This is a genomic window from Chitinophaga fulva (assembly GCF_012927205.1).
GTDB lineage: Bacteria > Bacteroidota > Bacteroidia > Chitinophagales > Chitinophagaceae > Chitinophaga > Chitinophaga fulva.
On sequence record NZ_JABBGC010000001.1, the window covers coordinates 1,590,907 to 1,617,078 of the forward strand.

17 protein-coding genes are annotated in these 26,172 nt (G+C 49.7%); 12 read left to right on the forward strand and 5 right to left on the reverse strand.

All coding sequences use genetic code 11. The annotated features are described in order from the left end of the window. Positions 1-9: 9 nt before the first annotated feature. From HHL17_RS06740 to HHL17_RS06750, 3 genes are all read right to left on the reverse strand, one after another. Complete coding sequence (locus HHL17_RS06740) at positions 10-1,380, reverse strand: alpha-L-fucosidase (protein ID WP_169223990.1); 1,371 nt, start codon at positions 1,378-1,380, stop codon at positions 10-12. A gap of 303 nt (positions 1,381-1,683) precedes the next feature. Further along, positions 1,684-2,703: a nucleotidyl transferase AbiEii/AbiGii toxin family protein gene (locus tag HHL17_RS06745; protein ID WP_169223991.1), complete on the reverse strand. Its 1,020-nt coding sequence runs from the start codon at positions 2,701-2,703 to the stop codon at positions 1,684-1,686. Continuing rightward, positions 2,700-3,317 carry a DUF6088 family protein gene (locus HHL17_RS06750; RefSeq protein ID WP_169223992.1) on the reverse strand — a complete coding sequence of 206 codons (618 nt, stop codon included), beginning with the start codon at positions 3,315-3,317 and terminating at the stop codon, positions 2,700-2,702. The genes HHL17_RS06745 and HHL17_RS06750 overlap by 4 nt, the downstream gene beginning before the upstream one ends. A 599-nt stretch (positions 3,318-3,916) precedes the next feature. On the opposite strand from HHL17_RS06750, the gene HHL17_RS06755 reads away from it, so the two are divergent. Further along, positions 3,917-7,060, forward strand: coding sequence for a PQQ-dependent sugar dehydrogenase (locus tag HHL17_RS06755; protein ID WP_169223993.1), 3,144 nt, complete (start codon positions 3,917-3,919; stop codon positions 7,058-7,060). Positions 7,061-7,135: 75 nt separating this feature from the next. On the opposite strand, the gene HHL17_RS06760 is transcribed toward HHL17_RS06755, so the two are convergent. Beyond that, positions 7,136-8,659 carry a malate:quinone oxidoreductase gene (locus HHL17_RS06760; RefSeq protein ID WP_169223994.1) on the reverse strand — a complete coding sequence of 508 codons (1,524 nt, stop codon included), beginning with the start codon at positions 8,657-8,659 and terminating at the stop codon, positions 7,136-7,138. A 487-nt stretch (positions 8,660-9,146) separates the two neighbouring features. Between HHL17_RS06760 and HHL17_RS06765 the strand changes: the two genes are divergently transcribed. Together HHL17_RS06765 and HHL17_RS06770 are read left to right on the forward strand one after the other, a co-directional pair. Next, complete coding sequence (locus tag HHL17_RS06765; protein WP_169223995.1) at positions 9,147-9,983, forward strand: metallophosphoesterase family protein; 837 nt, start codon at positions 9,147-9,149, stop codon at positions 9,981-9,983. 34 nt (positions 9,984-10,017) lie between these two features. Continuing rightward, a complete protein-coding gene (locus tag HHL17_RS06770) occupies positions 10,018-10,662 on the forward strand; it encodes an SMI1/KNR4 family protein (protein ID WP_169223996.1) in 645 nt (214 codons plus the stop codon). Positions 10,663-10,704: 42 nt separating this feature from the next. Here the strand turns inward: HHL17_RS06770 and HHL17_RS06775 are convergent, their stop codons facing one another. After that, positions 10,705-11,088, reverse strand: a complete 384-nt coding sequence (locus HHL17_RS06775) for an SRPBCC domain-containing protein (protein ID WP_169223997.1) — start codon at positions 11,086-11,088, stop codon at positions 10,705-10,707. A 287-nt stretch (positions 11,089-11,375) separates the two neighbouring features. Here HHL17_RS06775 and HHL17_RS06780 point away from each other — a divergent pair, with 287 nt between their 5' ends. The 9 genes from HHL17_RS06780 (at position 11,376) to HHL17_RS06820 (ending at position 26,162) form a co-directional block, all read left to right on the forward strand. Beyond that, a complete protein-coding gene (locus tag HHL17_RS06780; protein ID WP_169223998.1) occupies positions 11,376-11,963 on the forward strand; it encodes a YdeI/OmpD-associated family protein in 588 nt (195 codons plus the stop codon). Between the two features lie 14 nt (positions 11,964-11,977). After that, entirely contained in the window at positions 11,978-12,928 is a 951-nt protein-coding gene (locus HHL17_RS06785; protein ID WP_169223999.1) for a nitrilase family protein, read from the forward strand. Positions 12,929-12,982: 54 nt separating this feature from the next. After that, positions 12,983-13,579 (forward strand): RNA polymerase sigma factor, encoded by a 597-nt coding sequence (locus tag HHL17_RS06790; protein WP_169224000.1) that lies wholly within the window; start codon positions 12,983-12,985, stop codon positions 13,577-13,579. A gap of 72 nt (positions 13,580-13,651) precedes the next feature. Next, complete coding sequence (locus HHL17_RS06795; RefSeq protein WP_169224001.1) at positions 13,652-14,821, forward strand: FecR family protein; 1,170 nt, start codon at positions 13,652-13,654, stop codon at positions 14,819-14,821. 240 nt (positions 14,822-15,061) lie between these two features. Further along, complete coding sequence (locus HHL17_RS06800) at positions 15,062-18,328, forward strand: TonB-dependent receptor (RefSeq protein ID WP_169224002.1); 3,267 nt, start codon at positions 15,062-15,064, stop codon at positions 18,326-18,328. Between the two features lie 23 nt (positions 18,329-18,351). Continuing rightward, complete coding sequence (locus HHL17_RS06805; RefSeq protein WP_169224003.1) at positions 18,352-19,800, forward strand: RagB/SusD family nutrient uptake outer membrane protein; 1,449 nt, start codon at positions 18,352-18,354, stop codon at positions 19,798-19,800. Between the two features lie 10 nt (positions 19,801-19,810). Next, positions 19,811-21,796: an FAD-dependent oxidoreductase gene (locus HHL17_RS06810; protein ID WP_169224004.1), complete on the forward strand. Its 1,986-nt coding sequence runs from the start codon at positions 19,811-19,813 to the stop codon at positions 21,794-21,796. A 247-nt stretch (positions 21,797-22,043) separates the two neighbouring features. Further along, positions 22,044-22,790 (forward strand): DeoR/GlpR family DNA-binding transcription regulator, encoded by a 747-nt coding sequence (locus HHL17_RS06815; RefSeq protein WP_169224005.1) that lies wholly within the window; start codon positions 22,044-22,046, stop codon positions 22,788-22,790. A gap of 255 nt (positions 22,791-23,045) precedes the next feature. Next, positions 23,046-26,162, forward strand: a complete 3,117-nt coding sequence (locus tag HHL17_RS06820) for a SusC/RagA family TonB-linked outer membrane protein (RefSeq protein WP_206155926.1) — start codon at positions 23,046-23,048, stop codon at positions 26,160-26,162. Positions 26,163-26,172: the final 10 nt, after the last annotated feature.

The following is a 26,172-nucleotide window of genomic DNA, read 5'->3' on the forward strand; positions in this document are numbered from 1 at the left end:
ACCTGTTTTTTATAAAGTTCCGGTTGTTTCTACTTTGATGACAGTAGCGATAGCATCGGGAGCCTGAGTGGGTACATTGATGATGAGTCCTTCATCTGTGGTGGTGGCATTGAGTTTTTTACCACCGGCAAGCAGCCGGGTGCTGTTGACTTTATTTTTCAGGCCGGGCACTACCAGTTTACCATCAGTGGGCCAGTTGAATACGTGGAGATAGAGCGTGGTGTTGCCGTCTTTTACTTTTTTAGTGCAGCGTCCCCAGGGCAATGCGCCGAAGGGGCTGCCATTGGTCGCGTAGATGGCTTCTCCGTTGACTTTCATCCACTGGCCGATGCCTTTCAGTCCATCGATGCTGGCTTGCGGAAATTGGCCCAGTGCGTCCGGACCAACGTTCAGGAGATAGTTACCGTTTTTAGAGGAGATGTCTATCAGGTTTCTGATCAGTGTTTCCGTGCTTTTCCATTTATTGTCATAGCTTTTATATCCCCAGGTACCGTTCATGGTCATGCAGGTTTCCCAGTCGCGGCCATCCAGTTCAGCCTGTGTGGGGATTTTCTGTTCCGGTGTTTTATAGTCGCCCGGGAAGTTGGGTCTTTTGAGCCTGTCGTTGGTGATGATATTGGGTTGGAGAGACAATACCGCTTGTAATTTTTTCGCGTATTCGTCTGTCATGTTCGTTGGTGTGTCCCACCATAATACTGCCACGTCACCGTAGTTGGAGAGCAGCTCTTTCACCTGTGGCACCGCTACCTTATCTATATATTCGCCCATGGTAGCGCTGGTTTGTGCCGGGTCCCAGTGGCCGGTGTTAGCTTGCGTATAGGCGTCAATTTTAGCAGAGTCGGGGTTGGCCCAGCCTTCAGCTGTTGCTTTGCGGGCTGCGGCGCCGCCGGGGTTGTTCCAGTCCTGCGCCTGGGAATAATAGAAGCCCAGTTTAAGGCCATATTTTTTACAGGCAGCAGCCAGCGGCTGGAGCACATCTTTACCATAGGGAGTAGCGTCAGCGATGTTCCATTTGCTGGCGGCCGATTTGAACATAGCGAAGCCGTCGTGATGTTTCGCCGTGATAACGATATATTTCATGCCTGCATCTTTTGCAGCTTTCACCCAGGCGTCCGCATCATATTTTACGGGGTTGAAGGATTTAGCCACCTGTTGATAGTCGGCCACTGAGATTTTGCCGCGGTTCATGATCCATTCGCCGCCGCGGCCTACCTGATGTCCTTGCCAGTTGCCGGCCAACTGGGCATATACGCCCCAGTGGATGAACATACCGAAACGGGCTTCGCGCCACCATTTCATATGCTCATCGTGAGCTGTTTGTGCGAAGATTGATTGCGCAGCGCAGCAGAACGCAAGCAAAGAGAGCAATAGTTTTTTCATTACGTGTTGTTAGTTGTTATAGGTGGTGAAAATATCGATTTTGGTGAATGGCCTGGTGTGTATGAATGACTGCTGTGCAAATGATTTCTAAGTATCCCTGCTGACTTTTCTTTATTTTATTGCAATCGTTTGCATTTCTTTGGCAAAAAAGAAGCGCGAAGCGCTTTATCTTTTTATAGTGTTTCTTTTACACTTAAATTTTGATGTTCTAAAGATCGGAAATAATTCACCCTGCCAGTAAGCTGATTTTCACTTTTTGTCATGTTTTTTTCGCAATGTGGAGCGGGCTGGAAAAGAATAGGGTCATGAAGTAGTTTTGAACTTTTCTAATATTGTTGCGAGCCCATCAAGTACAGCGGAAAAATCCGGTGTTTGTCCATATAACATATGGTCTGTCATATACAGATAGTCATTCTTGTATGCATCGCGCAGATGCAAAGGCGGGATGAATGAAATATTTTCTCTGTTGAGGGAAGTGTAGTTGCCCATGTGTCTCAGTCGGCTGTAATGTTTCCGGTGTCTCTGAATAGTTGAATATAGTTCATTATCAGCAAGCGCTTCATCAACGACACCAGCATGATCCATTTTAATCATGTCGTAAAAATGCCGGGACATCCTTTCTGTCCTGATCTTCCTGATATCTGGTTTTATGAATTCTTCGTTTAGCAGAAATGCTTTTTCAAGAAATGTTTTCCTGGGAACGACTACAGGTATATAGAAAGGTACTTCCGAATAGATGGGGTTGGGGAAATGTTCATGCATCAGAGAAATCACCGGTTTCTGTGTAAACGGCTCCAGCAAAGAGCGGGAGCTAACTTCTATCTGAACTATGGATTTCAGATATGCTACAGGTGATAATACGGAATCAAATGTTATAAATAGCCGTTGAGGGTCTTTATCGGGTCTTTGTGGATCAATCGTTTCTTCAACGATGGTATATAATGCTGGTGAAACTCCCAGTGTAGAAAATTCTTCGGTTAATGATTGTTTTAGCAGGGAGCTCGTGAACTCACATCCACTTCGTCTTAATCTTTCCAAATCTCCTTTGGTGGGTTCGTGTTTATACTCCATGCCAAAGGATACCGGGTCTACAGCAAGATCGATATCTTCTGAAAAACGCTGTATCAGTTTCCAGGCTTTGCTAAGTGAGGTACCTCCTTTAAATATAAGATAGCTGGCGTAGCGGGATTGAAAGAGTGCTTTCAGCGTTAATGTTACCCACCAGTCTTTTTCGATAGCATTGGCAGACATACCGCTGCTCAGAGAGGCCTGCTGTAGTGAGGTTTTTCGTTGTTCTCTTGTCAGAGAAAGCCATCCGGTCATTTTTTCATCGTAGTAAAAGGCTTGAATAAGTTAACAATGAAGTCGTTGACTTTTGCCGGAGCCAATGACAGGTCGTGTTTTAATTTTCGGGGGTCTTCCTGCTCCAGAAGACTTTTGATTTTATGCTTAGTGGTATCGTCGATTTGGTGTAGTGCTGTTTCTTCCAATGCCAGGATTACCAGCGAACTGATTTTTCCTATTCGGGACAGACGTTTCCGGGAAGTTGCTTTCATCCTGACTTCCAGTTTCCCGATTTTTAGTTTTCGGGGGGAACCATCTGTCAGATATACCAGCTTGGTAGGCACTTGTGTGGTCAGTCCGAGTGTGTTCATCGCATTGGCACCAGATGGAACGATGTGTATCTTTTCCTTTCTGGCGATCATGTTAACCACATCTTCCGCTCCGGGTCTTAATTCTCCCAGTATGCTGTCTATTTTGGGGGTATGATAGATGCCATGCGCCAGCCGCCTGATAGTGCCATTGCGAGCCATCCGAAACAGCGCTTGTTTAATGGCTGTTTCGGTACCAATACCACGAAAATCTGTGGGGAAAATAAGCGCCCCTGGTTTTTTCCTGGCTATCTGGTCAGCGATCTGTGTATGGACCTTTTTCATTACAACGAATGTACTAAAAAACGAAGAATATACACTGAAATTTGTAACTAAAATTTGTAAAAAGGTTACATTTTATCAATTTAATAATTTGATTATCAAATTAATATGATAATTGTTGATTTTATAATATAAGTTTTCCTTAAAGCATTGTTTTTCAATGCTCATCAGCGTATCAACGTGCTTGTTTAATAGCATCCCGGGTGCCCATGCCACAGAAGTATGTGTGTGAAAATATGTGCCCCTATCTTAAAAAACTATTTTGAAATCTGCAATCGTTTGCATAATTTAGGACTACAGCCAGGATCTGAAACGCCAAAATTCACTTTGGAAACCATAGACCATTTGTAGCCTCGTACCTGAAAAAATCCCGGAAACTACCCTGTAGCCAAGTGTTGTTGAAAACCCGTTTCCACCGTACCCTTTTATTGATTGTTAAAAAACACCACTTTATGACATCCTCTTAATGCCATTTTCAACATGAGCAGGACTACGCCCGCCTGTTCCAGGAAATTATGCTGATGTGTATAACTGTTACGGATATACGCTAATGGGCGGCCTATGCATTTATCACCCTCATTATCCACCTTTAAAGTTTTTTGATGATGAAAAAAAGATACGCGATACTTCTGTTATTGCTGTTATCCGTTACGACTGTCCTGTCGCAATCCCTGCCGACCAATTTTCAGCGGGTGCAGGTGGTGAACGGCATCAGCAGCCCCACCTCCATGGCTTTCCTGCCTGACGGCCGCATATTGGTCTGCCAGGAAACAGGCCAGTTGCGTGTGGTGAAAAACGGCGCTTTGCTGTCAACACCGGCGATATCACTGTCGGTCAACAGCAGCGGGGAACGTGGCCTTATCGGCGTGGCGGTAGATCCAGGCTTCGCCAGCAACCATTACATCTATCTCTATTACACGAATACATCGGGACCGCACAACCGCGTCAGCCGCTTCACCATGACCGGCGACGTGGCGGGGTCTGAAACAGCTATCCTGGACCTGCCCACCCTTAGCGCCATCTACCACAACGGCGGCGGCCTGTCTTTCGGCAACGATGGTAAACTATACGTTTCTGTCGGAGATAATAAAGTCGGCAATAACGCCAGCAATCTCGACAGCTACATGGGCAAATTACTGCGCATCAATACCGACGGTTCCGTGCCGGCGGGCAACCCGTTCAGCGGTGGTGCGCAACGCAGCCGCGTATGGGCGTACGGGTTACGCAACCCCTTCACCAACTCGATAGATCCTGTTACAGGTAAAATCTTCATCAACGACGTCGGTGAATCTACCTGGGAAGAAATCAACGACGCCACCACCGGCGGCCGCAACTTCGGATGGCCCACACAGGAAGGTAACTGTACCAGCGGTTGCTCAGGCTTCACCAACCCTGTTTACCGCTACAGCACCAACCGCGACGGCTCCCCGCCAGACGGCCAGGGATGCGCCATCAACGGCGGCACCTTCTTCAACGGTGCTATCAGTAACTATCCCGCTACCTACAACGGAAAATACTTTTTCCTTGACTACTGCGGCGGCTGGATCAACTATCTCAACCCCGCTTCTCCCTCCCGCACTGCTTTCGCTACCGGCCTCGGTGGCGGTATGGTGTACCTGAAACAGGGGCCTGATGGGAACCTGTACTACCTGAGCCGCGATAACAGCGCGCTGTATAAGATTGTGTACACCGGCACACAGGCGCCGGTGATCTCTACGCAGCCGCAGCCGGTAACGGTGCCCCAGGGACAGACAGCCGTATTCAGCGTGACAGCCGTGGCCAATCCGGCGCCGACTTATCAATGGCGCAAAAACGGCAGCAATATCAGCGGCGCTACTACGGCAACTTACGCTATCGCTAACGCGCAACCGGCAGACACCGGGCTGTACAGCGTAGTGATCTCCAACAGCGCCGGCAGCGTTACCAGCAACAATGCAAAACTGACGGTAACGGCGCCTAACACCTTACCGGTAGCTACTATCACTGCACCACTGAACAACGCGAAATTCCGTGCGGGCGACACCGTTAGTTTCGCCGGTACCGGCACTGATGCGGAAGATGGTACCCTGCCTGCCAGCGCCTTCCACTGGTGGGTGGACTTTCATCATGCTAACCACGTACATCCCGGTCCACAAACGCCGGATAGCGTGAAAAACGGCAAATTCGTCATCTCTGCTGAAGGCCATACTGAAACAGACATCTGGTACCGTATACTCCTCTCCGTTAAAGACAGCCGCGGCGAACTGGACACCACCTATGTGGAGCTATTCCCCGTGACGTCCAACCTCTCCCTGCAAACGCAACCGGCAGGCTTGCAAATCAAGCTGAATGATATTCCGTTTACCACGCCGTATAGTACCCCTGCTTTATCGGGCATGGTGCGGCCTATGGAAGCCCCGTCTCCACAGGTGCTCAATGGCGTCACCTATATCTTTGACCATTGGGCACACGGAGGCAACCGGGTGCAGAACATTAAGATCACGGATAATGACACGACCTATACAGCTGTGTTCAAAGCCGCGCCGGCTGCCACCTTGCTGACACCGGTGCAAGACGCCTATGTGCGCGATGGTACCAACGCCAACACCACCTGGGGCACTTCCGATTCCACCTTCCTCATCACCAAGGTGTCGCCGGCAGGACAGCTCAACAACGCGCGGGAAACCTATCTCACTTTCGACCTCACCAATACGGCCAGCAGTGTATCTGCCGTGGTATTGCGGTTGTATGGACGTGTAGACGGGACCGTAGCCATGAGTGTACCGGTGGGCGTGTATCCGCTGAGCAATACCACCTGGTCTGAAAAAACAATCACCTGGACGAATAAACCGGTATCCGGCAGTACGTTGCTGGCATCTACCGTGCTGACAAACGACAGTGCGCGGTACTACACCTGGGACGTGACCAGCTACGTACAGAGCGAGCTGGCAGCAGGCAGGAAAAAAATAGCCTTCGTCATGAAGAGCCAGCAAGCCCACGACCCGCGTATCTTCCTTAATTCCAAAGAGGCCGCAGCCAATCCGCCGCAGCTCTCCGTGATCGGTGACAGTGCCGGCCCCGGCCCTGTTTGTATCCCGGCACAAGCCAGTGCAGATGATGGTAACGTGGCAGCTAATGCCATCGACAATGATCTGAATACCCGCTGGTCGGCCTCCGGTGAACAGTCCATTCAGTTCTGCCTTGGCAGCAGTACCACTACCGTAAATGGCGTAGACATTGCCTTCTACAAAGGCGATACCCGCCGCGCTTCGTTCGATATACAGGTCAGCACCGACGGTGCCACCTGGACCAACGCCGCTACCGGTCTGCAAAGCAGCGGGACATCCACGGCCTTCGAGTCCTTTACATTCGCGGCAGTAACGGCCAGGCACGTACGAATTCTCGGTCATGGCAACAATGTGAACGCGTGGAACAGTTATGCGGAAGTGAAAATCAAAACAGGCACTGCCCTGGCAGCTAAAGAAACCGGTCTGGCGGTGATGAACACCTATCCCAACCCGGCCAGTTCTGTGGTGACAGTAACATTCAGGCTGCCGTCAGACGGACGTACCACACTGGGCGTATATGATCTTGGCGGTAAACTTGTGCAGATGCCGGTGAACGGCCAGCTACAGGAAGGCACACATACCAGGACCCTCTCCGTAACAGGATTGCCGGCTGGTATGTATTTCCTCAAACTGGTACACAACGGAAAAGTGATCGTGAAACGTGTAGTGGTAGGAATGGGTCAAACAGATAACAGATAAATACATAACGCTTAGAAAGAACAAAGCCCCTGCGTTTCCGCGGGGGCTTTTGTATATAAAACCGGTTAATCTTTATCAGTCCTGGCCTACAGCCTGCATGGCTTTCAGTTCCAGTACTTCAGTGGTCCAGGAGCGCAGCTCTTCACACAGTTGTGGATTGTTGAGCAGGGACTGGCCATAAGAAGGGATCATTTTTTTCAGTTTCAGCTGCCATGCTTCTGTTTCCACGTAGTCTTTGAAGCAACGTTTCAACAGGTTGAGCATAATGGACACTGCGGTGGATGCTCCCGGGGAAGCGCCAAGCAGGGCGGCGATAGAGCCGTCGGCTGCACTGACAACTTCAGTACCGAATTCGAGGATACCGCCATGTTCAGGATCTTTTTTGATCACCTGTACACGCTGACCGGCAATTTCCAGTTTCCAGTCTTCCATGCGGGCTTCTGGATAGTACTCGCGGAGCGCTTCCAGCCTGTCTTCCGGTTTCTGGCGTACCTGCGCGATGAGGTATTTCGTCAGCGGAATATTATCGAGGCCGGCAGATACCATCGGGTGGATGTTATCTAAACTGATAGATTTAGGTAAATCCAGGAAGGAGCCGTTTTTCAGGAATTTAGTGGAGAATCCTGCGTAAGGTCCGAACAGCAGGGCTCTTTCACCATCGATCATGCGGGTGTCGAGGTGAGGCACTGACATCGGAGGCGCGCCTACAGAGGCTTTGCCGTATACTTTCGCCTGATGTTGGGCAATGATTTCAGGGTTGGTGCAACGCAGCCACTGGCCACTTACAGGAAAACCGCCGAAGCCTTTACCTTCAGGGATATCAGATTTTTCGAGGAGGGGGAGGGAACCGCCGCCGGCACCGATGAAAACGAAGTCCGTTTTGATGACATTTTTTTCGCGGGTCTCACGGTTTTTTACCTTGATCTGCCAGCTGCCATCATCGGCTTTTTTCATGTCACGTACATCATGATTAAAATGTATCGTAACACCATCGAGTTGTTCGAGGTGGTTGAACAGTGCACGGCTCAGGGCGCCGAAATTCACGTCAGTGCCCATTTCCATATGGGTAGCTGCCACTTTCTGATTGGGGTCACGACCGTCCATCACCAGCGGCATCCATGCCTGCAGTTGTTCTTTATCTTCGGAGTATTCCATCTTTTTAAACAGATGGCATTGTTGCAAAGCTTTGTAGCGCTTCTTCAGGTAGTCCACGTTCTCTTCTCCCCAAACAAAACTCATGTGAGGGATACTCTGGATAAACGCTTGTGGGTTGGAAATAATGTTGTTTTCTACCAGATAAGCCCAGAACTGCCGTGATACTTCAAATTGCTCGGCAATATTCACGGCCTTTTTAATTTCCACTGAGCCATCCTGCTTCTGCGGCGTGTAGTTCAGCTCACAAAAAGCGGAGTGACCGGTACCTGCATTGTTCCACGCATCGGAACTTTCTGCAGCTGCCATATCCAGTCGCTCATAAATTTCGATGGTCAATTCTGGTTGCAGCTCTTTGAGGAGTGTACCCAGGGTGGCGCTCATGATTCCTGCGCCGATTAAAACCACATCCGGACCTGTTTCAGACGTACGCTTGCTTCTAAACATAACCCCATTTTTATTCGAGGTGCAAAGTTACAATCAAAACATTTAGCGAGGGTAAGAAAATGAAGGATTCAGGGTAATATTAACAATCTGATTACAATTCTTTCTGAATAAATTGAAAGTTGTGAGACGATAATACAAAATATCTATTTGCGATCGATGGATGTTTTGTGAATAATATATTGACAATCAAATATTTGTAATATAATGTATGGTGAAATATCATATATGATTATGGCTTTTGGGTGATTGGTATTATCTTGAGTGAGCCTGATATTTTTTTAACAGACAAGGCTATGCGCAATGACGAATTGCGAATGACGAATGATGAAAGAGGACTGCATCATATTTCAGGTAATTATCGGGCGGAAAATACCTGTATTTTATAATTATCTAGTTATACGACGTGGGCATCCTCCGTAATTTGATTTTTCTGTTAATATATAAACTGTAGCCATCGATTCCATCCGGGAAAAACTAATTTTAACACATGATGAACAGACGCGAATTCTTCCGCGGCGTATCTGCCGCCATCGTTATCCAGGCTTGTGGTAAGATCGTTACCGCTGCCACCAGCAAGGATTTTAAAAACAAGACCGTATTCCGTTTCGCTATCGGTTCCGACTGGCACTATGGTGAACCGAAAACAACATGGGAACAAAACTACCATGACCTGGAAAAAGCTTTCCGCACGTATGAAAAAGACAATCCCTGCTCTTTCTTTGTGCTCAACGGCGATGTGATCCACAATGATCCATCCTTCATGGCGCCCGCTGCCACCATGTTTAAACAAATCCACCCTAAGGTGTATGCCACCCGCGGTAACCACGACCAGGTGACACCAGAAGCATGGCAACAGGCATGGGGCTTCCCGCTCAACCATGATGTGGTGTTCGGCGACAACGTGATCCTGCTCGGCGATACCGCAGATATCAAAGGAAATTACCTGAGCCCGGATGTGGCCTGGTTCCGTGAAAAACTGGAACAGCATAAGAAAGCAGCCAACATCTTCATCTTCATACATATCACCCCGGTGAAGTGGACCAAACATGGCATTGATGCGCCGGAGTTCCAGGAACTGATCAAACAATATCCCAATGTACGGGCTGTATTTAACGGTCACGACCATCAGGAAGACAGCGTGAAAATGCTGGATGAAAAAATACCTTTCCTGTGGGATGGCCACGTAGGCGGCAGCTGGGGCGTAGAATACCATGGCTTCCGGGTGGTGGAACTCAAACAGGACGGCAGCGTGCTGTCATTTGTGATGAACCCTTATCAGAAACAGGGAGAACAGTCTTTTAAGCGTACAGTGGTGCGCAAATAAGCTGTATCTTTCCGTGCCAAAACGATAGAGAAAAATGACGATACTGGAAACAATAGAGCAAGAGCATCAATTTGAATATCCTGCGCTGTATAAACAACTTGACAGAGATGGTATGTTGTCCTGGGGTAAACTGGGGCCGGGATGGTACGCCAACGAGTTCCCCCGCGTAAAGGACAATCCTCCTTTTTTACTGTTTGCCAACGATTTTGAAATCATTAATCAGGAAGATATTTCGGGAGAAGTAGCGGAAGGAATGCTGTTTGCCGATAAAAGTCACCGTTTTGTGCCTTTGGGATACACCGGCGCCGGCGACTGGTACGCTTTCTATTACAACCTGAAAGATGGTGATAATGTGCCCATCGTATTGGTCTATCACGATTCCAACGAAGCCGTGGTAATGGCTAAAAACCTGCAGGACTTTATATTTGCGCGGTTGCTGGAAACGTTGATTGAAGAAGACCCTGAGTATCCAGGGCTGATTACAGAGGGGGACCTGGCAACCAATGCGGGCAATTTCCTCCGTACACACGGGCGTTACCTTTCACCGCGTCAGCAGGAGATTGCCGCCGGCATATACGCGAAAGGCGTTATCACGGAAGATGAGTTGCGTGACATCCTGGAAGCAGAGATCAATTTTGACTGGCTGGACAGCAGCTTCCCTTATCAGACAAATGATTAAAATAACGGATCGCCGGCTTTGCGAACGCAGGCCGGCGATTGACTACTCCTTATAAAAATCTATCAGGGAGCCGAAATAAGCCTCCTGCCAGCCGGCGGTAATGTCTTCAAAGGCTTCGTCCGGAATGTTGGTATGTCTCAACTCCACATCGGTGCCTTTTTTACTGGGATGCAGAATGATCGTCACAATGGAGGGCGCTTCTTCATCTTCCCCAAAATACCATTGCTGCACAATCTTTTTCCCTGGCTCAAATTCCAGGTTCTTACCCACGATGCTTTCTTCCCACAGGGCAAATTCCGACCCCGGTTCGGTGGACATCTCCGCTACCTCGCCTGTCCACAGTTGAATGGTGGCCGGATTGGTCAGCGCCGCGTAGACTTCTTCCGGTTCTGCCGGAATGCTAAAATATTTCTTGAAATCTTTCATATCAGTTTTCTGCTTACCCAAAACTAGCCCATTTTTGTATTTCGGCATTTTATTATTTGGCCATTGGGATTTACGGATTTGTGGATTTATTGGATTTTTTTATCTGGTTATTGTGCGGTTGAGCAGACAAATTTGGTGGTCCGTCAGATTGGAGGGCTTTATTTAAGATAACTTTAGCAGTTTTATTTGAAATTATTGGGTAACTTTTTGGACAAATTTTTGCGATACGTTGTCATCAAATCCCCGAAATTCGTCATTCAAAAATCTGTAAATCCAATAATACCCAAATGACAAAATATCCAAATGAACCTGTGTTTTTTGAGACAGGAGCAGCCTTCCGTAAATGGCTGGATAAAAATCATCATAAGGCAGAAGAGCTGCTGGTGGGATATTACAAGACCAGTTCCGGAAAGAAAAGCATGTCTTGGTCGGAATCGGTAGATGAAGCGATTTGCTATGGTTGGATAGATGGTGTTCGTAAATCCATCGATGGAGAAAGTTACACGATCCGCTTTACGCCCCGCAAGCCTAAAAGCATCTGGAGCGCCATCAATATCAAGAAGGTGGAAGATCTTACGCGGGAAGGCCGGATGATGCCGGCGGGCCTTGCCGCTTTCAGTAAACGGGAATTGAAGCGTTCCGCCATTTATACCTACGAGCTAGAAGAATCGGCGCAGCTCTCTGAGGAATTTGAACAACAATTCCGCGCCAACGAAAAAGCCTGGGCTTTTTATCAGAAAATGGCGGCTGGCTACCGCAAGTTGACCGCCCATTGGGTGATGACGGCCAAACAAGCCGCCACCCGGGAGAATAGACTGGCTGAGCTGATACGGGACAGCGCCGCCGGCACAAAAGTGAAGAAATATAACTATTAAGAATATACGAAACCATGGAAAAATTAAAAGTAGCAACCGCGCAATTTGAGAACAAAAGTGGAGACAAAGCTTATAACCTCCAACAGATAAATGATATGGCTGCACAGGCGGCCGCTGATGGCGCACAGGCCATCGCTTTTCATGAGTGCTCCGTAACCGGCTACACTTTTGCCCGCCACCTCTCCAAAGAGCAGATGCTGGACCTGGCTGAGTTCATCCCGGACGGCCCCAGTATTCAGCGCCTCACCGCTATTGCCCGCGAACATAATATCGCTATCCTGGCAGGCCTCTTTGAAAAAGATGCGGAGGACAAACTGTACAAAGCCTATGTATGCGTAGATAAAAACGGGCTGGTAGCCAAATACCGCAAGCTGCATCCGTTTATCAATCCACACCTCACGCCTGGTGATGAATATGTGGTGTTTGACCTGCTGGGCTGGAAGTGCGGCATCCTGATCTGCTACGATAACAACGTGATCGAAAATGTAAGAGCTACCGCTTTACTCGGAGCCGATATCATCTTTATGCCGCATGTGACTATGTGTACGCCTTCTTCCCGCCCCGGCGCCGGATTTGTAGACCCTGCCCTGTGGCAGAACCGCGAAGCAGATCCCACCTCCCTGCGACTGGAATTTGACAGCCTCAAAGGCCGCGGATGGCTCATGAAATGGTTACCCGCCCGCGCGTACGACAACGGCGTATACGTGGTGTTCTCCAATCCTATCGGTATGGACGACGATCAGCTGAAAAACGGCTGCTCCATGATACTGGACCCCTTCGGTGATATTCTGGCAGAATGCCGCAAACTGGGCAACGATTTCGCAATCGCCACCCTGACACCCGAAAAACTGCAACAGGCAGGCGGTTACCGTTACCGGAAAGCGCGTCGCCCCGATCTGTACCGCGATGTTATTGGTCAGCAACATACCTCTGAACAAAAGGTAGTATGGCTGGACAATAAATAAGTTTTATTATTTTTAAAACTCCGGGCAGAACAGAGGCAACCGGGCTTGCCAACGATGCATTCAATTCCATATAATGACACCGAACTACTGAAACGTTTGGCCAGCGGGGACGCGGTAGCATACCGCGAACTGTTCGTGCGTCATTGGGATGCCGTGTATTCGTCCGCCCTGCTGCTCTCCCGTTCCCCGGATATTGCAGAAGATATTGCCCAGGAGGTATTTGTGACCCTCTGGGAAAAACGTGCGCAGCTGGCACAAGTAGAGAAGCTGGATGCCTACTTCTTTATCATGGCCCGTAACCTGCTCTACAGCCGGCTGCGCAAATTAGCCTCCCAGGATGCCTACCGGCAATACCTGCTGGACTACCAGCACGAAACCTCCCACTCGGGCACAGAAGTCCGGGCGGAGTTCAGGGAACTGGAAAGCGCCATCCATGCCGCCATCCACCGCCTGCCTCCCCAGCAACAGAAAGCCTTCCGCATGAGCCGCTTTGAAGGCATGGGGCATGAAGAAATAGCCCACGCCATGGGTCTGTCCCGCATCACCATTAAAAGTTATATTGTACAGGCGCTCGCCACCCTCCGTAAGCTACTGGCGCACTATCCCGGCTTATTCCTCCTCACTATAGCCACGCTCGCTCACCCCTGCTAAAAATATTTTTCCGGCAACACCTCCCTCTGCTCCGTTGATGCGTCTTTACCGTAACAACGTCGCATACCGGTTATGGAACCAACACCTTTATCAACCCTGATAACACGATATCTCCACGAAGAGCTGAGCGAAGAAGAAACCGCACAGCTCTGGGAAACCCTGCGGGAAGGCCATGGGCAGGAAGCATGGAACGAAGCCCTGCTGGCTCTGTTGCAGGATAAAGACAAACACGGTCACGCCAACACGGAACGGATGGAGCAAATCTATGCGTCCATCCGCCCTGTAGACACGCCGGTTGTGTCTCTCGCCCGCCGTCGATGGATGTACCCGGCCGCAGCAGCCGTGATACTGGCCGTGGTCCTTGTAACGGCAGCCTTCTGGCGGTCGCGCGGGCCGCAACCGCCGCTGGCGGACCATCCTGCGGCGCCGGTACACGAGGTGATGCCCGGAGGCAATAAAGCCATGCTCACACTGGCAGACGGCAGCACCATCACGCTCGACAGCGCCGGCAACGGCGCCCTCGCGCAACAAGGCAATGTGCAGGTGGTGCAGGTCAATAACGGTCAACTGGCCTACCAGGCCAGCGGCAGCCACGCAGCCGGGGCTGTACAGTACAATACACTGGCCATCCCCCGTGGCGGACAGTTCCGCGTGACCCTGCCGGACGGTACCAACGTCTGGATCAATGCCGCTTCCACCCTGCGTTACCCAACAGCTTTCTCTGGTACAGACAGGACCGTGGAGCTTACAGGTGAAGCCTACTTTGAAGTGGCAAAAATGCCGGAAAAACCTTTCCACGTAAAAGTCCGCAATATGGACGTCCAGGTGCTGGGAACACACTTTAACGTAATGGCCTATACGGAGGAGACATCCGTTCAGACCACCCTGCTGGAAGGTGCGGTAAAAGTACACACCGCCGGCGCGGAGACAGCCCTGCGGCCCGGACAGCAGCTGCGGATGGAGCAAACGGGCCAGCTCTCCGTTGTCAATCATGCAGACCTTGATGAAATCATCGCCTGGAAGAACGGCTACTTCCAGTTCAACCATGAAAAACTACCCGGCGTTATGCGGCAGATAGCCCGCTGGTACGATGTGGATATTGCCTATGAAGGCAACATCCCCGACCGGGAATTCGGCGGTAAAATTTCCCGTAACAGCAGCATAGAAGAAGTCCTGAGAATACTCGAGTTAAGCAAGATCCATTTCAGAATAGAAAAAAAGAAGATCATCGTCATACCATGAAAACAACCGTTATGAAAAATGATTAATTAACACAGCAGGGGCCCAAAAAAAACCGGAAGTGTTCCAGCACTCCCGGCGGTCGTTTGGGTAACCCATGAAAATCGTTCCACGACTCTCGCTTCCTGGTTTTAAACCGGGACAGGGCTTTTATTACCCAAACAATTCAAAAGTATGCAATTTAGTTCTATTTGCAGGCGACCGGCTTATCAACCACGGTGTATCGCCAAAATGCTACTGGCCATGAAATTATCAGCCATCATCTTACTGTGTGCCTGTTTACAGGTCAGCGCAAAGGGATACTCCCAAAGCGTTTCCCTGTCTGAAAAGAATGTGCCACTCGAAAAAGTTTTCCGTGCTATCGAAAAACAAACGGGCTATGTCTTTTTCTTCGATCATCGCCTGCTCGATAACACCCGGCGTGTAACCGTAGAAGTGACATCGGTGCCGCTGGAAAAAGTGCTGGAGCTTTGCCTCGGGCAGCAGTCCCTTACCTGGAGCATCGTTGGGCAAAATATCGTGATAGAACCGTCAGAGAACGGAAAGAATGCTCCGCCGGCGACACCGCCGCAGGAACAGCCGGTCACCGGCCGTGTGACCGCCGCCACGGGAGAGCCGCTGCCCGGCGCCACAGTGGTGGTCAAAGGCAGCAAAACCGGCACACAGACGGACGCCGATGGTTTCTTTAAATTAACAGCTCCCCGTACGGCCGTTCTCGTTATCTCTTATATCGGTTATAAACCACAGGAAGTAGCGGCCGCCAGCAAACAGCCGCTGCAAATACGCCTGGAAGCGGAGGTGAACAAAGCCAACGAAGTAGTGGTGATTGGTTATGGTACCGCTAAAAAAAGCGATCTTACCGGCTCCGTATCACAAATAAAATCCGCTGACATCACCGCCCAGCCCAATACCAACGTGATGCAGGCGCTGACCGGCCGCGCTCCGGGCGTACGCGTGATGCAGAACAACGGCGCCCCGGGAGGCGCCATCAGTGTGCGCATCCGCGGTATCAATTCTATCATGGGCGGCAACGACCCGCTATACGTGATCGACGGATTTCCCTACAACGGCAACCCTACCTTTTTGCAACCTGCCGATATCGCCTCCATGGAAATTCTCAAAGATGCCTCTTCCACGGCTATCTACGGCTCCCGCGGCGCAAATGGTATCGTGATCATCACCACCAAAACCGGCAGGAAAAAAGAAGCGACCAACGTGGAGGTAAATGCAGGGTATACTATTCAGTCCGTTTCGAAAAAGATGAAACTGATGAATGCCCAACAATATGCCATGCTGTATAATGAACAGGCAGCGAACGACGGACAGGCAGCCTATTTCACCAAAGCGCAAATAGATTCATTCGGATTGGACCCAGGTACCGACTGGCAATCCCTCGTGATGCACAAGGCGCCTATCTATAATACCAGCGCTACCGTCAGCGGTGGAACAGACCGGACACGCTTTTCCCTTTCCGGTGGCATGTTCCTGCAGGATGGCATTGTACGTAACAGTAACTACAAACGCTACTCCATCCGTGGCAGTGTGGAACATGATATCAGTAAAATATTCAGCATCTCCTATAATGCCACGTTAACGCGAATGGATACACGTAGCCAGAATTCCAGTCTCGGTAACCGCGGCAGCGACCTGATCTCTGCCATGCTGATGGCGCCACCCACGCTCACGCCTTATCTGCCTGACGGCAGTTACCGCCGCCTCACCACGGCCTATCCTTTTATTTCCAACGCTATCATCAACCCGATGGTGCCTGTCAATGAGATATCCGATCGCCTGAAAGGGGACCGCGTGTTTTCCAACGCGGCACTAACCATCAAGCCATGGAAAGACTTGTCCATACGGATTTCCGGCGGTATCGATAACCTGAATGACAGGGCCGACTATTATGCTGACATTGAACCCTCTACCAATTCCGTAGGTGCTGCGACCGTGAAAACGACACAGTCCACCAGCCTGCTCAACGAGAACGTGTTGAACTACAACAAGAAGTTAGGTATCCATGGCATCAATGTAACAGCCGGTTTCACCTACCAGGATTATGTGCGCACCACCATGGACGGTTCCGGTATCGGGTTTCTCAGTGATGTTACTAAAACCGGTTCACTCGGAAGTGCCGGCACGCCTGGTATTCCAGCCAGCAGCTATGAAAAATGGGTATTGCTTTCTTACCTCGCAAGGGTGAATTATACGTTACTGGACAAATATCTTTTTACCGTGAGTGTGCGCCGGGATGGTTCTTCCCGCTATTCCCCGGGCAACAAATGGAGCAACTTTCCTTCCGCCGCCATCGCATGGAGAGCGGGTGATGAGCCTTTCCTGAAAGGTTCCCGTGTAGTATCTGACCTCAAAGTGAGGGCCAGTTACGGCGCCACCGGCAGCACCGCAGTAAGCCCCTATCAGACCATGAACCAGCTGCGGCCCGCCAATACCATCTTCGGTGATGCGCTGTACACCGCCTTTGCTCCCGGTACCGTGTTGCCCGGCAACCTTAAATGGGAAACCACCTACCAGGCCGACTTTGGTGTGGACGCTGCCCTTTTTAATGACAGGGTGCGTGTTACCGCCGACTTCTATCATAAGCGCACCAAAAACCTGCTGAATACCGTGCAGCTGCCTGCTTCCATGGGATACCGCACTACCCTGCAAAATGTGGGAGAGATGGAAAACAAAGGCATGGAATTCTCCGTTGATGTGGATGTGATGAAACAAGCCGTCACCTGGAATGTAAATGCCAATATCTCTTTTAACCGCAATAAAATCGTGAAGTTGTATAACGGGCAGGACATCTTCGGTAATACACTTTATACCGGCTCCCTGAATGATTACGTGAACCTGCTGCGCGAAGGACAACCGTTTGGCATCTTCTACGGTTACGTAGAAACAGGCTACACCACACAAGGCAATCTACAATATGCTGATCTCAACAAAGACGGAAAAATCAGCGCAGATGATAAAACCTACATCGGTAATCCGAATCCTGATTTTACCTACGGTCTGAATTCAGTGACCAGTTACAAAGGGTTTGAACTGTCCATCTTCATACAAGGCTCTAAAGGCAATGATATTTTTAACCTCAACAAAGCGGCCACGCTGGATTTGGGAATGGGCCTGAACCTGCCTGCCGACGTGGCGTATGATCACTGGACACCGGAAAAAACACAGGCGAAATATCCGAAGATCACCCGCACGCTGGCTGGCAATATGTCTACCCGTTTTGTGGAAGACGGTTCCTATCTGCGGTTTAAAAACATACAACTGGCATATAACATCCCCCTGGAAAAAATGCATGTGAAATGGTTTAAAAAAGCACAGGTATATGTAAGCGGACAAAACCTGATCACTATCACGCGTTATTCGTGGTATGATCCGGAGGTGAACGCGTTTGGCTCGCTGCTGGCGCCCGGCGCCATGAGCTCCGTTAACCAGGGGATTGATTATGCTACCTATCCCACCAACAAATCGGTAACGTTTGGTATCAGATGTGGTTTTTGATTTTCCAACATTCAATCTTTTTTATGAAATATAGTATCCTCGCCATATTGTCTGTGTTGCTGTTTACTTCCTGTGAGAAATTGCTGGAAGAAAAACCACAGTCCATTGCAGCTGAACAGTTTTATAATAATGCCGCCGAAGTACAGGCCGGCCTGAATGCCATTTATACGCCCATCCGCGCAGGGGCTATCATGGGAGCGTTGTACCAGATACAGCAGGAAATCTACACGGAGTATATGTATGGCCGTGGCAGCCACGCACCCCTGAATGATTATGCCGGGCTGGACAACACTAACATCACCCGGGTGGCCGATATGTGGGCTGCTTTTTATGAAGCGGTCCGCAATGCCAATATTGTGATTCAGAAAACGCCTGTCGGTAAAAATATCAGCGATGCCGATAAAAGTAAATTCCTGGGAGAAGCCCGGTTCATGCGTGGTTTGCTGTACTTCTACCTGGTGCGCAACTGGGCCGGGGTACCTATTCGTAAGGAAAACAACATGGATTCCCTGAATGTGCCAAGAAGCAGTAAGGAAGCGGTATATCAGCTGATCATCGAGGATCTTTTGTTTGCTGAAGCTAATCTGCCGGACGCAGCGCGGTTGGTGGGCGCACCATCCAAATGGGCAGCCAAGACAGTACTGACGGATGTGTATATGAACGGGAACGATTATCAGAAGGCACGTGACAAAGCGCTGGAGGTGATACAGTCCGGTAAATTTTCCCTCGTGAATGTGACCGTATCAGCCGACTTTGATAAACTGTTTGGGCCGGATATTATCACCACGCCGGAGGAAATTTTTTACCTGAAATTCTCGCGCCAGCCTAACGGTCAGGGTTTTCAATATCCTATTTATGCACATTATCCGGGCGCCGGCTATTATCCTCCCGGCGGCTATTACACCCTGTACAGCGATGCGGTAAACAATACTTTTGTACGGAACTGGGACAAAAACGATCTGCGGTACGATTATAACTGGTACGTACAAACGTTTGGTCTGGGCGCCAGCACTATTCTCAACAAAAAATTCAGTGACCGTACTACCACCACCGCAGCGGGAAATGATTATCCGATGTACCGCTATGCGGATTTGTTATTATTTTACGCAGAATGCGACAGTCGTGTTAACAACGGCCCCACTACAGACGCGTTGGAGAAACTGAATATGATACACCGCCGGGCATACGGTAAGAACCCGCTGATAGCTGATGCCACGGTCGATTTTAAAATGTCCGGTTATGGCAACTTACAGGCTTTCGTTGATCAGATCGTGAAAGAGCGTGCCTATGAGGATTGCAGCGAAGGCAAACACTGGTTGGACCTGAAGCGGCTGGGCATCGCAAAAGATGTGATTAAAGCGATGAAAGGTATTACAATGGCCGATAAACATCTGCTGTGGCCGATTCCTACAATTGAATACAACTACAATAAAGCAATTGATCCAATAAAAGACCAGAATCCCGGGTATTAAAATGACAACTATGATCAGACAAATTAAATTGTGGTTGCTGGCCATCTGTTGCCTGTTGACCATACCGGCTGCCTTACAGGCCGGGGCGCCTAAAGAAGTGGATATTTGTGTGTACGGCGGCACCTCCGCCGGTATTATGGCGGCCTATACGGCCAAAAAGCTGCACAAATCCGTATTGCTGATAGAACCGGGAAAACACCTCGGCGGACTGACCACCGGTGGCCTCGGCTACACGGACATCGGCAATAAATATGCGATCACCGGGCTGGCCCGCGATTTTTACCGCCGCATCGGTACGCATTACGGGAAGTTTGAGCAGTGGATTTTTGAGCCGCATGTAGCTTCTCAGACATTTGACGGCTATCTGCAAAATGCGAAGGTGGAAATTTGGTATGACCACCGGTTGAGCAGCGTACGCAAAGAAAACGGCTACATCCGCGAAATCACCGTGGAAGGAGCTTCCCCGGTGGTGGTAAAGGCCCGCATGTTTATTGACTGTTCTTACGAAGGGGATCTGATGGCCAAAGCGGGTGTTTCGTATACCGTTGGCCGTGAGGCCAACAGCCTGTATCATGAAACTTACAACGGGGTGCAGTTGCGCGAGAAGCACCAGTTTCCCGACGGAGTAGATCCTTACAAAACACCCGGCAAACCGGAAAGCGGGCTGTTGTGGGGTATTAGCCCGGCATCGCTGGATGCGCAGGGTAGCGGCGATAAGAGCGTGCAGGCGTTCAATTTCCGCATCTGCCTTACGAACCGTCCGGATAATATGATTCCGATCACGCAGCCGGAGGGCTACAATGCTTCCCGTTATGAACTGTTGCTCCGCGTATTGGAAAAAGTGCCGGCAAAAAACCTGTGGGGCTTTCTGAAGTTTGACCTGATGCCTAACGGCAAGACAGATATCAACAACAATGGTGCATTTTCCACTGACATGATCGGGATGAATTTCGATTATCCGGAGGCAGATGAAGCCAGGCGAAAGGAGATTATCCGTCAGCATGAACAGTATAATAAAGGATTGTTGTATTTCATTGGCCATGACCCGCGGATCCCAGAGCATTTGCGTCGGGAGATGTTGCAGTGGGGATATCCCAAAGATGAATATGTGAATAACGGTCATTGGTCGCCGCAGCTGTATGTGCGTGAAGTGCGCCGTATGGTAGGCGAATATGTTATGACACAGGCGAATTGCCAGGGTCGTGCTACGGTGACCGATGGCGTGGGGATGGCGGCATATACCATGGATTCGCATAACTGTCAGCGGTTGGTCGTGAATGGTATGGTGAAGAATGAAGGAGATGTGCAGATTGGCGGCTTTGGTCCGTATCCTATTTCTTACCGGGCGTTGGTGCCTAAAACCGGCGAATGTGCCAACCTGTTGGTGCCCGTTTGTTTATCTGCCTCCCATATTGCTTATGGTTCTATCCGGATGGAGCCGGTGTTTATGGTGCTGGCGCAATCTGCCGCTACAGCAGCGGTGGTAGCTATCGACAGTAAGGTGCCGGTGCAGCAGGTGGCGGTCCAGCAGGTGCAGCAGATGCTGGCAGCTAATCCGCTGGCCGACAACAGTACGCCGGAAATACTGGTGGATAATGACGATGCGGCCCATGTGACGCTGAAGGGCGACTGGAAGAAAGATGGGAAAGGTAGTTATGGGCCGTCCCTGTACCTGGATGACAGCAAGGGAAGTGTGCCGAAATCTGCACGTTTTACTCCCGAGATACAGCAAGAACGGGAATACCATATTTACAGCTATCTGCCCAAGCTGGCCAACCAGGCGACGGTTACCCATGTGCGGGTTTTTGACGGAAAGGAACTGAAGCAGGTGAAGATAGAAGCAAATGCCATTAAGGTGGAGGGACAGACTTCCGGTGAATGGGTGTCGTTGGGGAGTTTCCGTTTGCCGAAAGGGAAGAAGGCGTATGTAGAGATCAGTAATGAGCAGGCGGATGGCCCGGTGGTGGCCGATGCGCTGTTGTTTATCGCCCGTTGATCATTTAGGTATTTTGATATTTTGTTATTTTATTATTGCGTTTAGGAAGATGACCGTCTGGCTTTGCCAGGCGGTCTTTTTTTGAATAAAGTCATCAGCAACCGGTGGTCATCGCCCTCAAAAAATATTTTTTTTAGAAAATATTATGCGACAGATCTGCGTTTTATGCAGAAATCTGCATGAAATTGCATTTTTATATTTGTTTGAATGCGTTTTTTTGCCGAATTTAAAGTAGAATAAACTTCCGATGCTAAAAAAGGAACGTCAGGCATATATCTTACACCAGGTCAACCTACATAACAAGGTATTGTCGTCGCATCTGAGCGAACAGATGGGGGTGTCGGAGGATACGATCCGCCGGGACCTGGCGGAGCTGGCTAAAGAAGGGAAGATGCTGAAAGTACACGGTGGCGGGTTGTCCAACTCATTTCACCAGGGTGCGGTAGCACAGGACGTATATGCCATAGAAGAGAAACGCATCATCGCCATGAAGGCTGTGGAACTGATACGTGACGGCATGTTTGTATTGACAACCGGCGGCACCACTATTCTGCAGCTGGCGCGGATGTTACCGCCCGAATTGCGGGCCACTTTTGTTACGGTAAGTTTACCGGCAGCCTCTGAATATGCCAATCATCCGAATATAGAAGTGATCGTTATCGGTGACAAGTTATCCAAGAATTCGAAAATCACGGTTGGTGGAGAAGCAATCGCCAAAATCAAGGATATCCGGGCGGACCTGTGTTTCATCGGGGTCAATGCCATTGATGTTCAGGCGGGCCTTACAGACAATGACTGGGAGGTGGTGCAGGTAAAAAAGACGATGGTCGCCACTGCCAAAAAAGTAGTAGCCATGTGTATATCCGAAAAGGTGAATACCGCAGAGCATCTGAAAGTATGTAACGTTGAAGATATTGATATATTGATCACCGAGTTGCAGCCAAAATCGAAGAAGTTGCAGCCATACAGTAGTAAAGGAATTAAGATTTTATAACAATCATTTTTATTATTTAACACGTTTATCAACAAATAGCCCTCCCGGGCTGTTTTACAGGACAACCGACGTTTGAAAAAGCGTTGTGAAAAACGAATTTCGGGAATGGCTGGTGAGGCAGTATGACACCATTCCGGCCACTATTTTCAGAAGGCACAAAAAAGAGGATTTAATAAGGCAATCAACCATTCAACAGTTGTTTTACGACTGTTTTAAGGGCTACGAACAACAGTAACCAACATTTAAAAATCACTTATGATCACGCGTGTATTTATGCGATTGACAGGGAGTGGCCGTGCGCTGCTTTTACTGTTGATGACCTGCCTGGCTGCCACCGTCAGCGCGCAGGTGAAAATATCCGGTAAGGTAACAGACGAAGCCGGAACTCCCTTACCTGGAATTACCGTTACGCTCAAAAACACCAAACTAGGCGCCAATACTACGGTTGACGGGCTTTATAGCTTCGTGGCCAACGTACCGGCAGGCAACTATGTACTGGCTGTTACCGGTGTGGGTTTTACCACGCAGGAAATACCGGTCACCATTGGTACTTCCAATATTACCCGGGATGTGAAGATGGGTGTTTCCGTATCCAAGCTGGATGAAATTGTGGTAACTGGTACCTCTCAGGGTACCACCCGCCGCCAGTTAGGTAGTTACATCAGTTCCGTAAAGGCAGAAGACCTTAATAAAGGCGCCACCGGCAACGTGCTGGCCGCTTTGCAAGGTAAAACGGCTGGTGCGCAGATCACACAGAACTCCGGTGATCCTTCCGGCGGTATCTCTGTAAAACTCAGAGGAACCAGTACCATCAATGGTTCTACCGAGCCACTGTACATCGTGGATGGTGTCATCGTAGACAACTCTACCACCCGCGTTACCAACGCAGATCCTAACTATGCCGGCGCCAACTTTGTTGGTACCGTTGGCCAGAACCGTATGGCAGATATCAACCCGGATGACATAGAGCGTGTGGAAGTGCTGAACGGCGCCGCCGCCGCCGCTATCTACGGTTCCCGTGCCAATTCGGGGGTAGTGCAGATCTTCACCAAAAGAGGCAGCTCAGGTGCTCCGGTGATTAACTTCTCCACCGGCATCTCCATCAATGAGCTACGTAAGAAACTGGATGTAAACCGCGCTCCTACCAAGTTTGGTGGGAACCCGAACGATTCTACCCAGAACATCCTGACGCCGGCAGTTGTCAGCACCTTCCCGGTACAACGTTACGACTACCAGGATTTCATTTTTCGTACAGGCGTTGGTACCGACAATAATGTGTCTGTCGCCGGTGGAAAAGACAAGACGAAATACTATGCCTCTGCCAGCTACTTCTACAATCAGGGCATCATCAAGAATACCGATTTCAATCGCTTCAGCTTCCGGGTGAACCTCGATCAGGAGGTGACCAAATGGCTCACCATGAATGCAACCGTCAATTATGTTTACAGTAAGTCGAACGAGAAACCTGACGGTAATACCTTTTATTCACCAATGAACTCCGTTACCATTCTCGGTAACTACTACGATATACAGAAAAGGGATGCGCTGGGTAACCTTATGAAAGTGGGTAACCTGGGCCGTGTGAACCCGGTGTCTATCATTGAAGATTTCCGCCAGCATCAGCAGGTGGGCCGTGTGATTGCCGGTTTGGGGCTGAAAGCGAATGCCACTAAAAACCTGACGTTGGATTATCATGTAGGTATCGACAACTACTATCAGGACGGTACCACCTTTATTCCGCCATTCGCCTATAATGTAAGCACTGGCTTCTTCGGCGGCGGTACTGCGCTGGACCCCAGCCTGAACGGATACGCCAGTGCGGGTATCAATACATCCTTCCTGATCAACCATGATGCGAATGCCACTTACAATGCACGTATCAATGATAACCTCGAATCCGTAACACAGGTAGGATACTCTGTACAATACACGAAGCAACACTATTCCCTGCAACAGGGAAGAGGCATGCCGCCTTTTGTGCAGACTGCTGACAAAGCTACCACCGCTATTCCCGGTAGTGATATGCGCTCTGAGTACTCTATCTCCGGGGAGTATATCCAACAAAACTTCAAATACCGCAATCAGTTGTTCCTGACAGGTGCGCTGCGTGTGGATGGTTCTTCTGTATTCGGTAAAAATGAACGCAACCTGCTGTACACCAAATTGAGTGGTAGCTACGTATTGTCAGGCACAGATTTCTGGGCTAAATCTTCTCTCGCCAAATGGTGGACATTATTCAAACTGCGTGCTGCTTATGGTGAATCCGGTAACATGACCGGTCTTACAGCATATGCGCGTTACAATACCTATGTAGCGAATGCCTTTGTGGGTGCTTCCGGTTTCCAGGGGCCTTTGGTATACACAGACCCCGGGGTGAAACCTGAAAAACAAAAAGAACTGGAAATAGGTACAGACCTGTCTTTCCTGGACGACCGCCTCGGCCTTAGTGTGAACTACTACCGCAAAAAAGTACAGGACCTGTTGATTGACCGCGCCGTTGCGCCAACCACTGGTTATACTTCCATACGGAGCAACATCGGCTCTTTAAGGAACAACGGTATAGAAGTGGTCCTCAATGCCGTACCGGTGAGGACCAAAAATTTCACCTGGAACCTCACTGCTATCTTCAATCGCAACCGCAATGAAGCGCTGGACATCGGACAGGCGCTGATATTGGCGAATACTGTGGGTGGCGCTCCGGTGGCTATCGCCGCAGGCTATCCCATCGGGTTCTTCTATGGTACCTTCTATGCCCGCGATGCTAACGGTAATATCCTGACCACACCGGCCGGTATCCCTGTCACAGAAAGAGGTGTCCAGAAAGGCCCATTCGATTACCAGGCACAGCGTGACCCCGCCACCGGGCTGCCGCTGGCTTCCGCTCCGGCACTCAACAAAAAAATTGGTGACCCTAACCCGGATTGGACCGGCACTTTCACGACCGACCTGAATTATAAAAAACTGGGACTGCATATACAGCTGGATGCCGTACAGGGAGTGGATGTTTTTAACGCAGACTTTAGAACCCGCCAGGGCGTTGATAATGGTAAGATCGCAGAACAGGAGGACCTTGGCCAGTTGCCAAGAGGTTATATCGCTGGCGTATACAACATTCAGGAATTCAGGATAGATAAGGGCAGTTTCGTGAAACTGCGTGAAGTGGCCCTGAGCTACAATTTCGGAAAATTGAACAACGTACTGAAGGACCTGACCGTTAGCCTGGGAGGCCGGAACCTCATTTCATGGGACAACTACAAAGGTTATGACCCCGAAGTGAACGCTGCAGGACAAAGTACTGTTTTACGTGGTATAGACTTCGGTGCTGTGCCTGTTCCGCGTACCTATAACCTGACCGTCCGCGCCAAATTCTAATTCTAAAAAG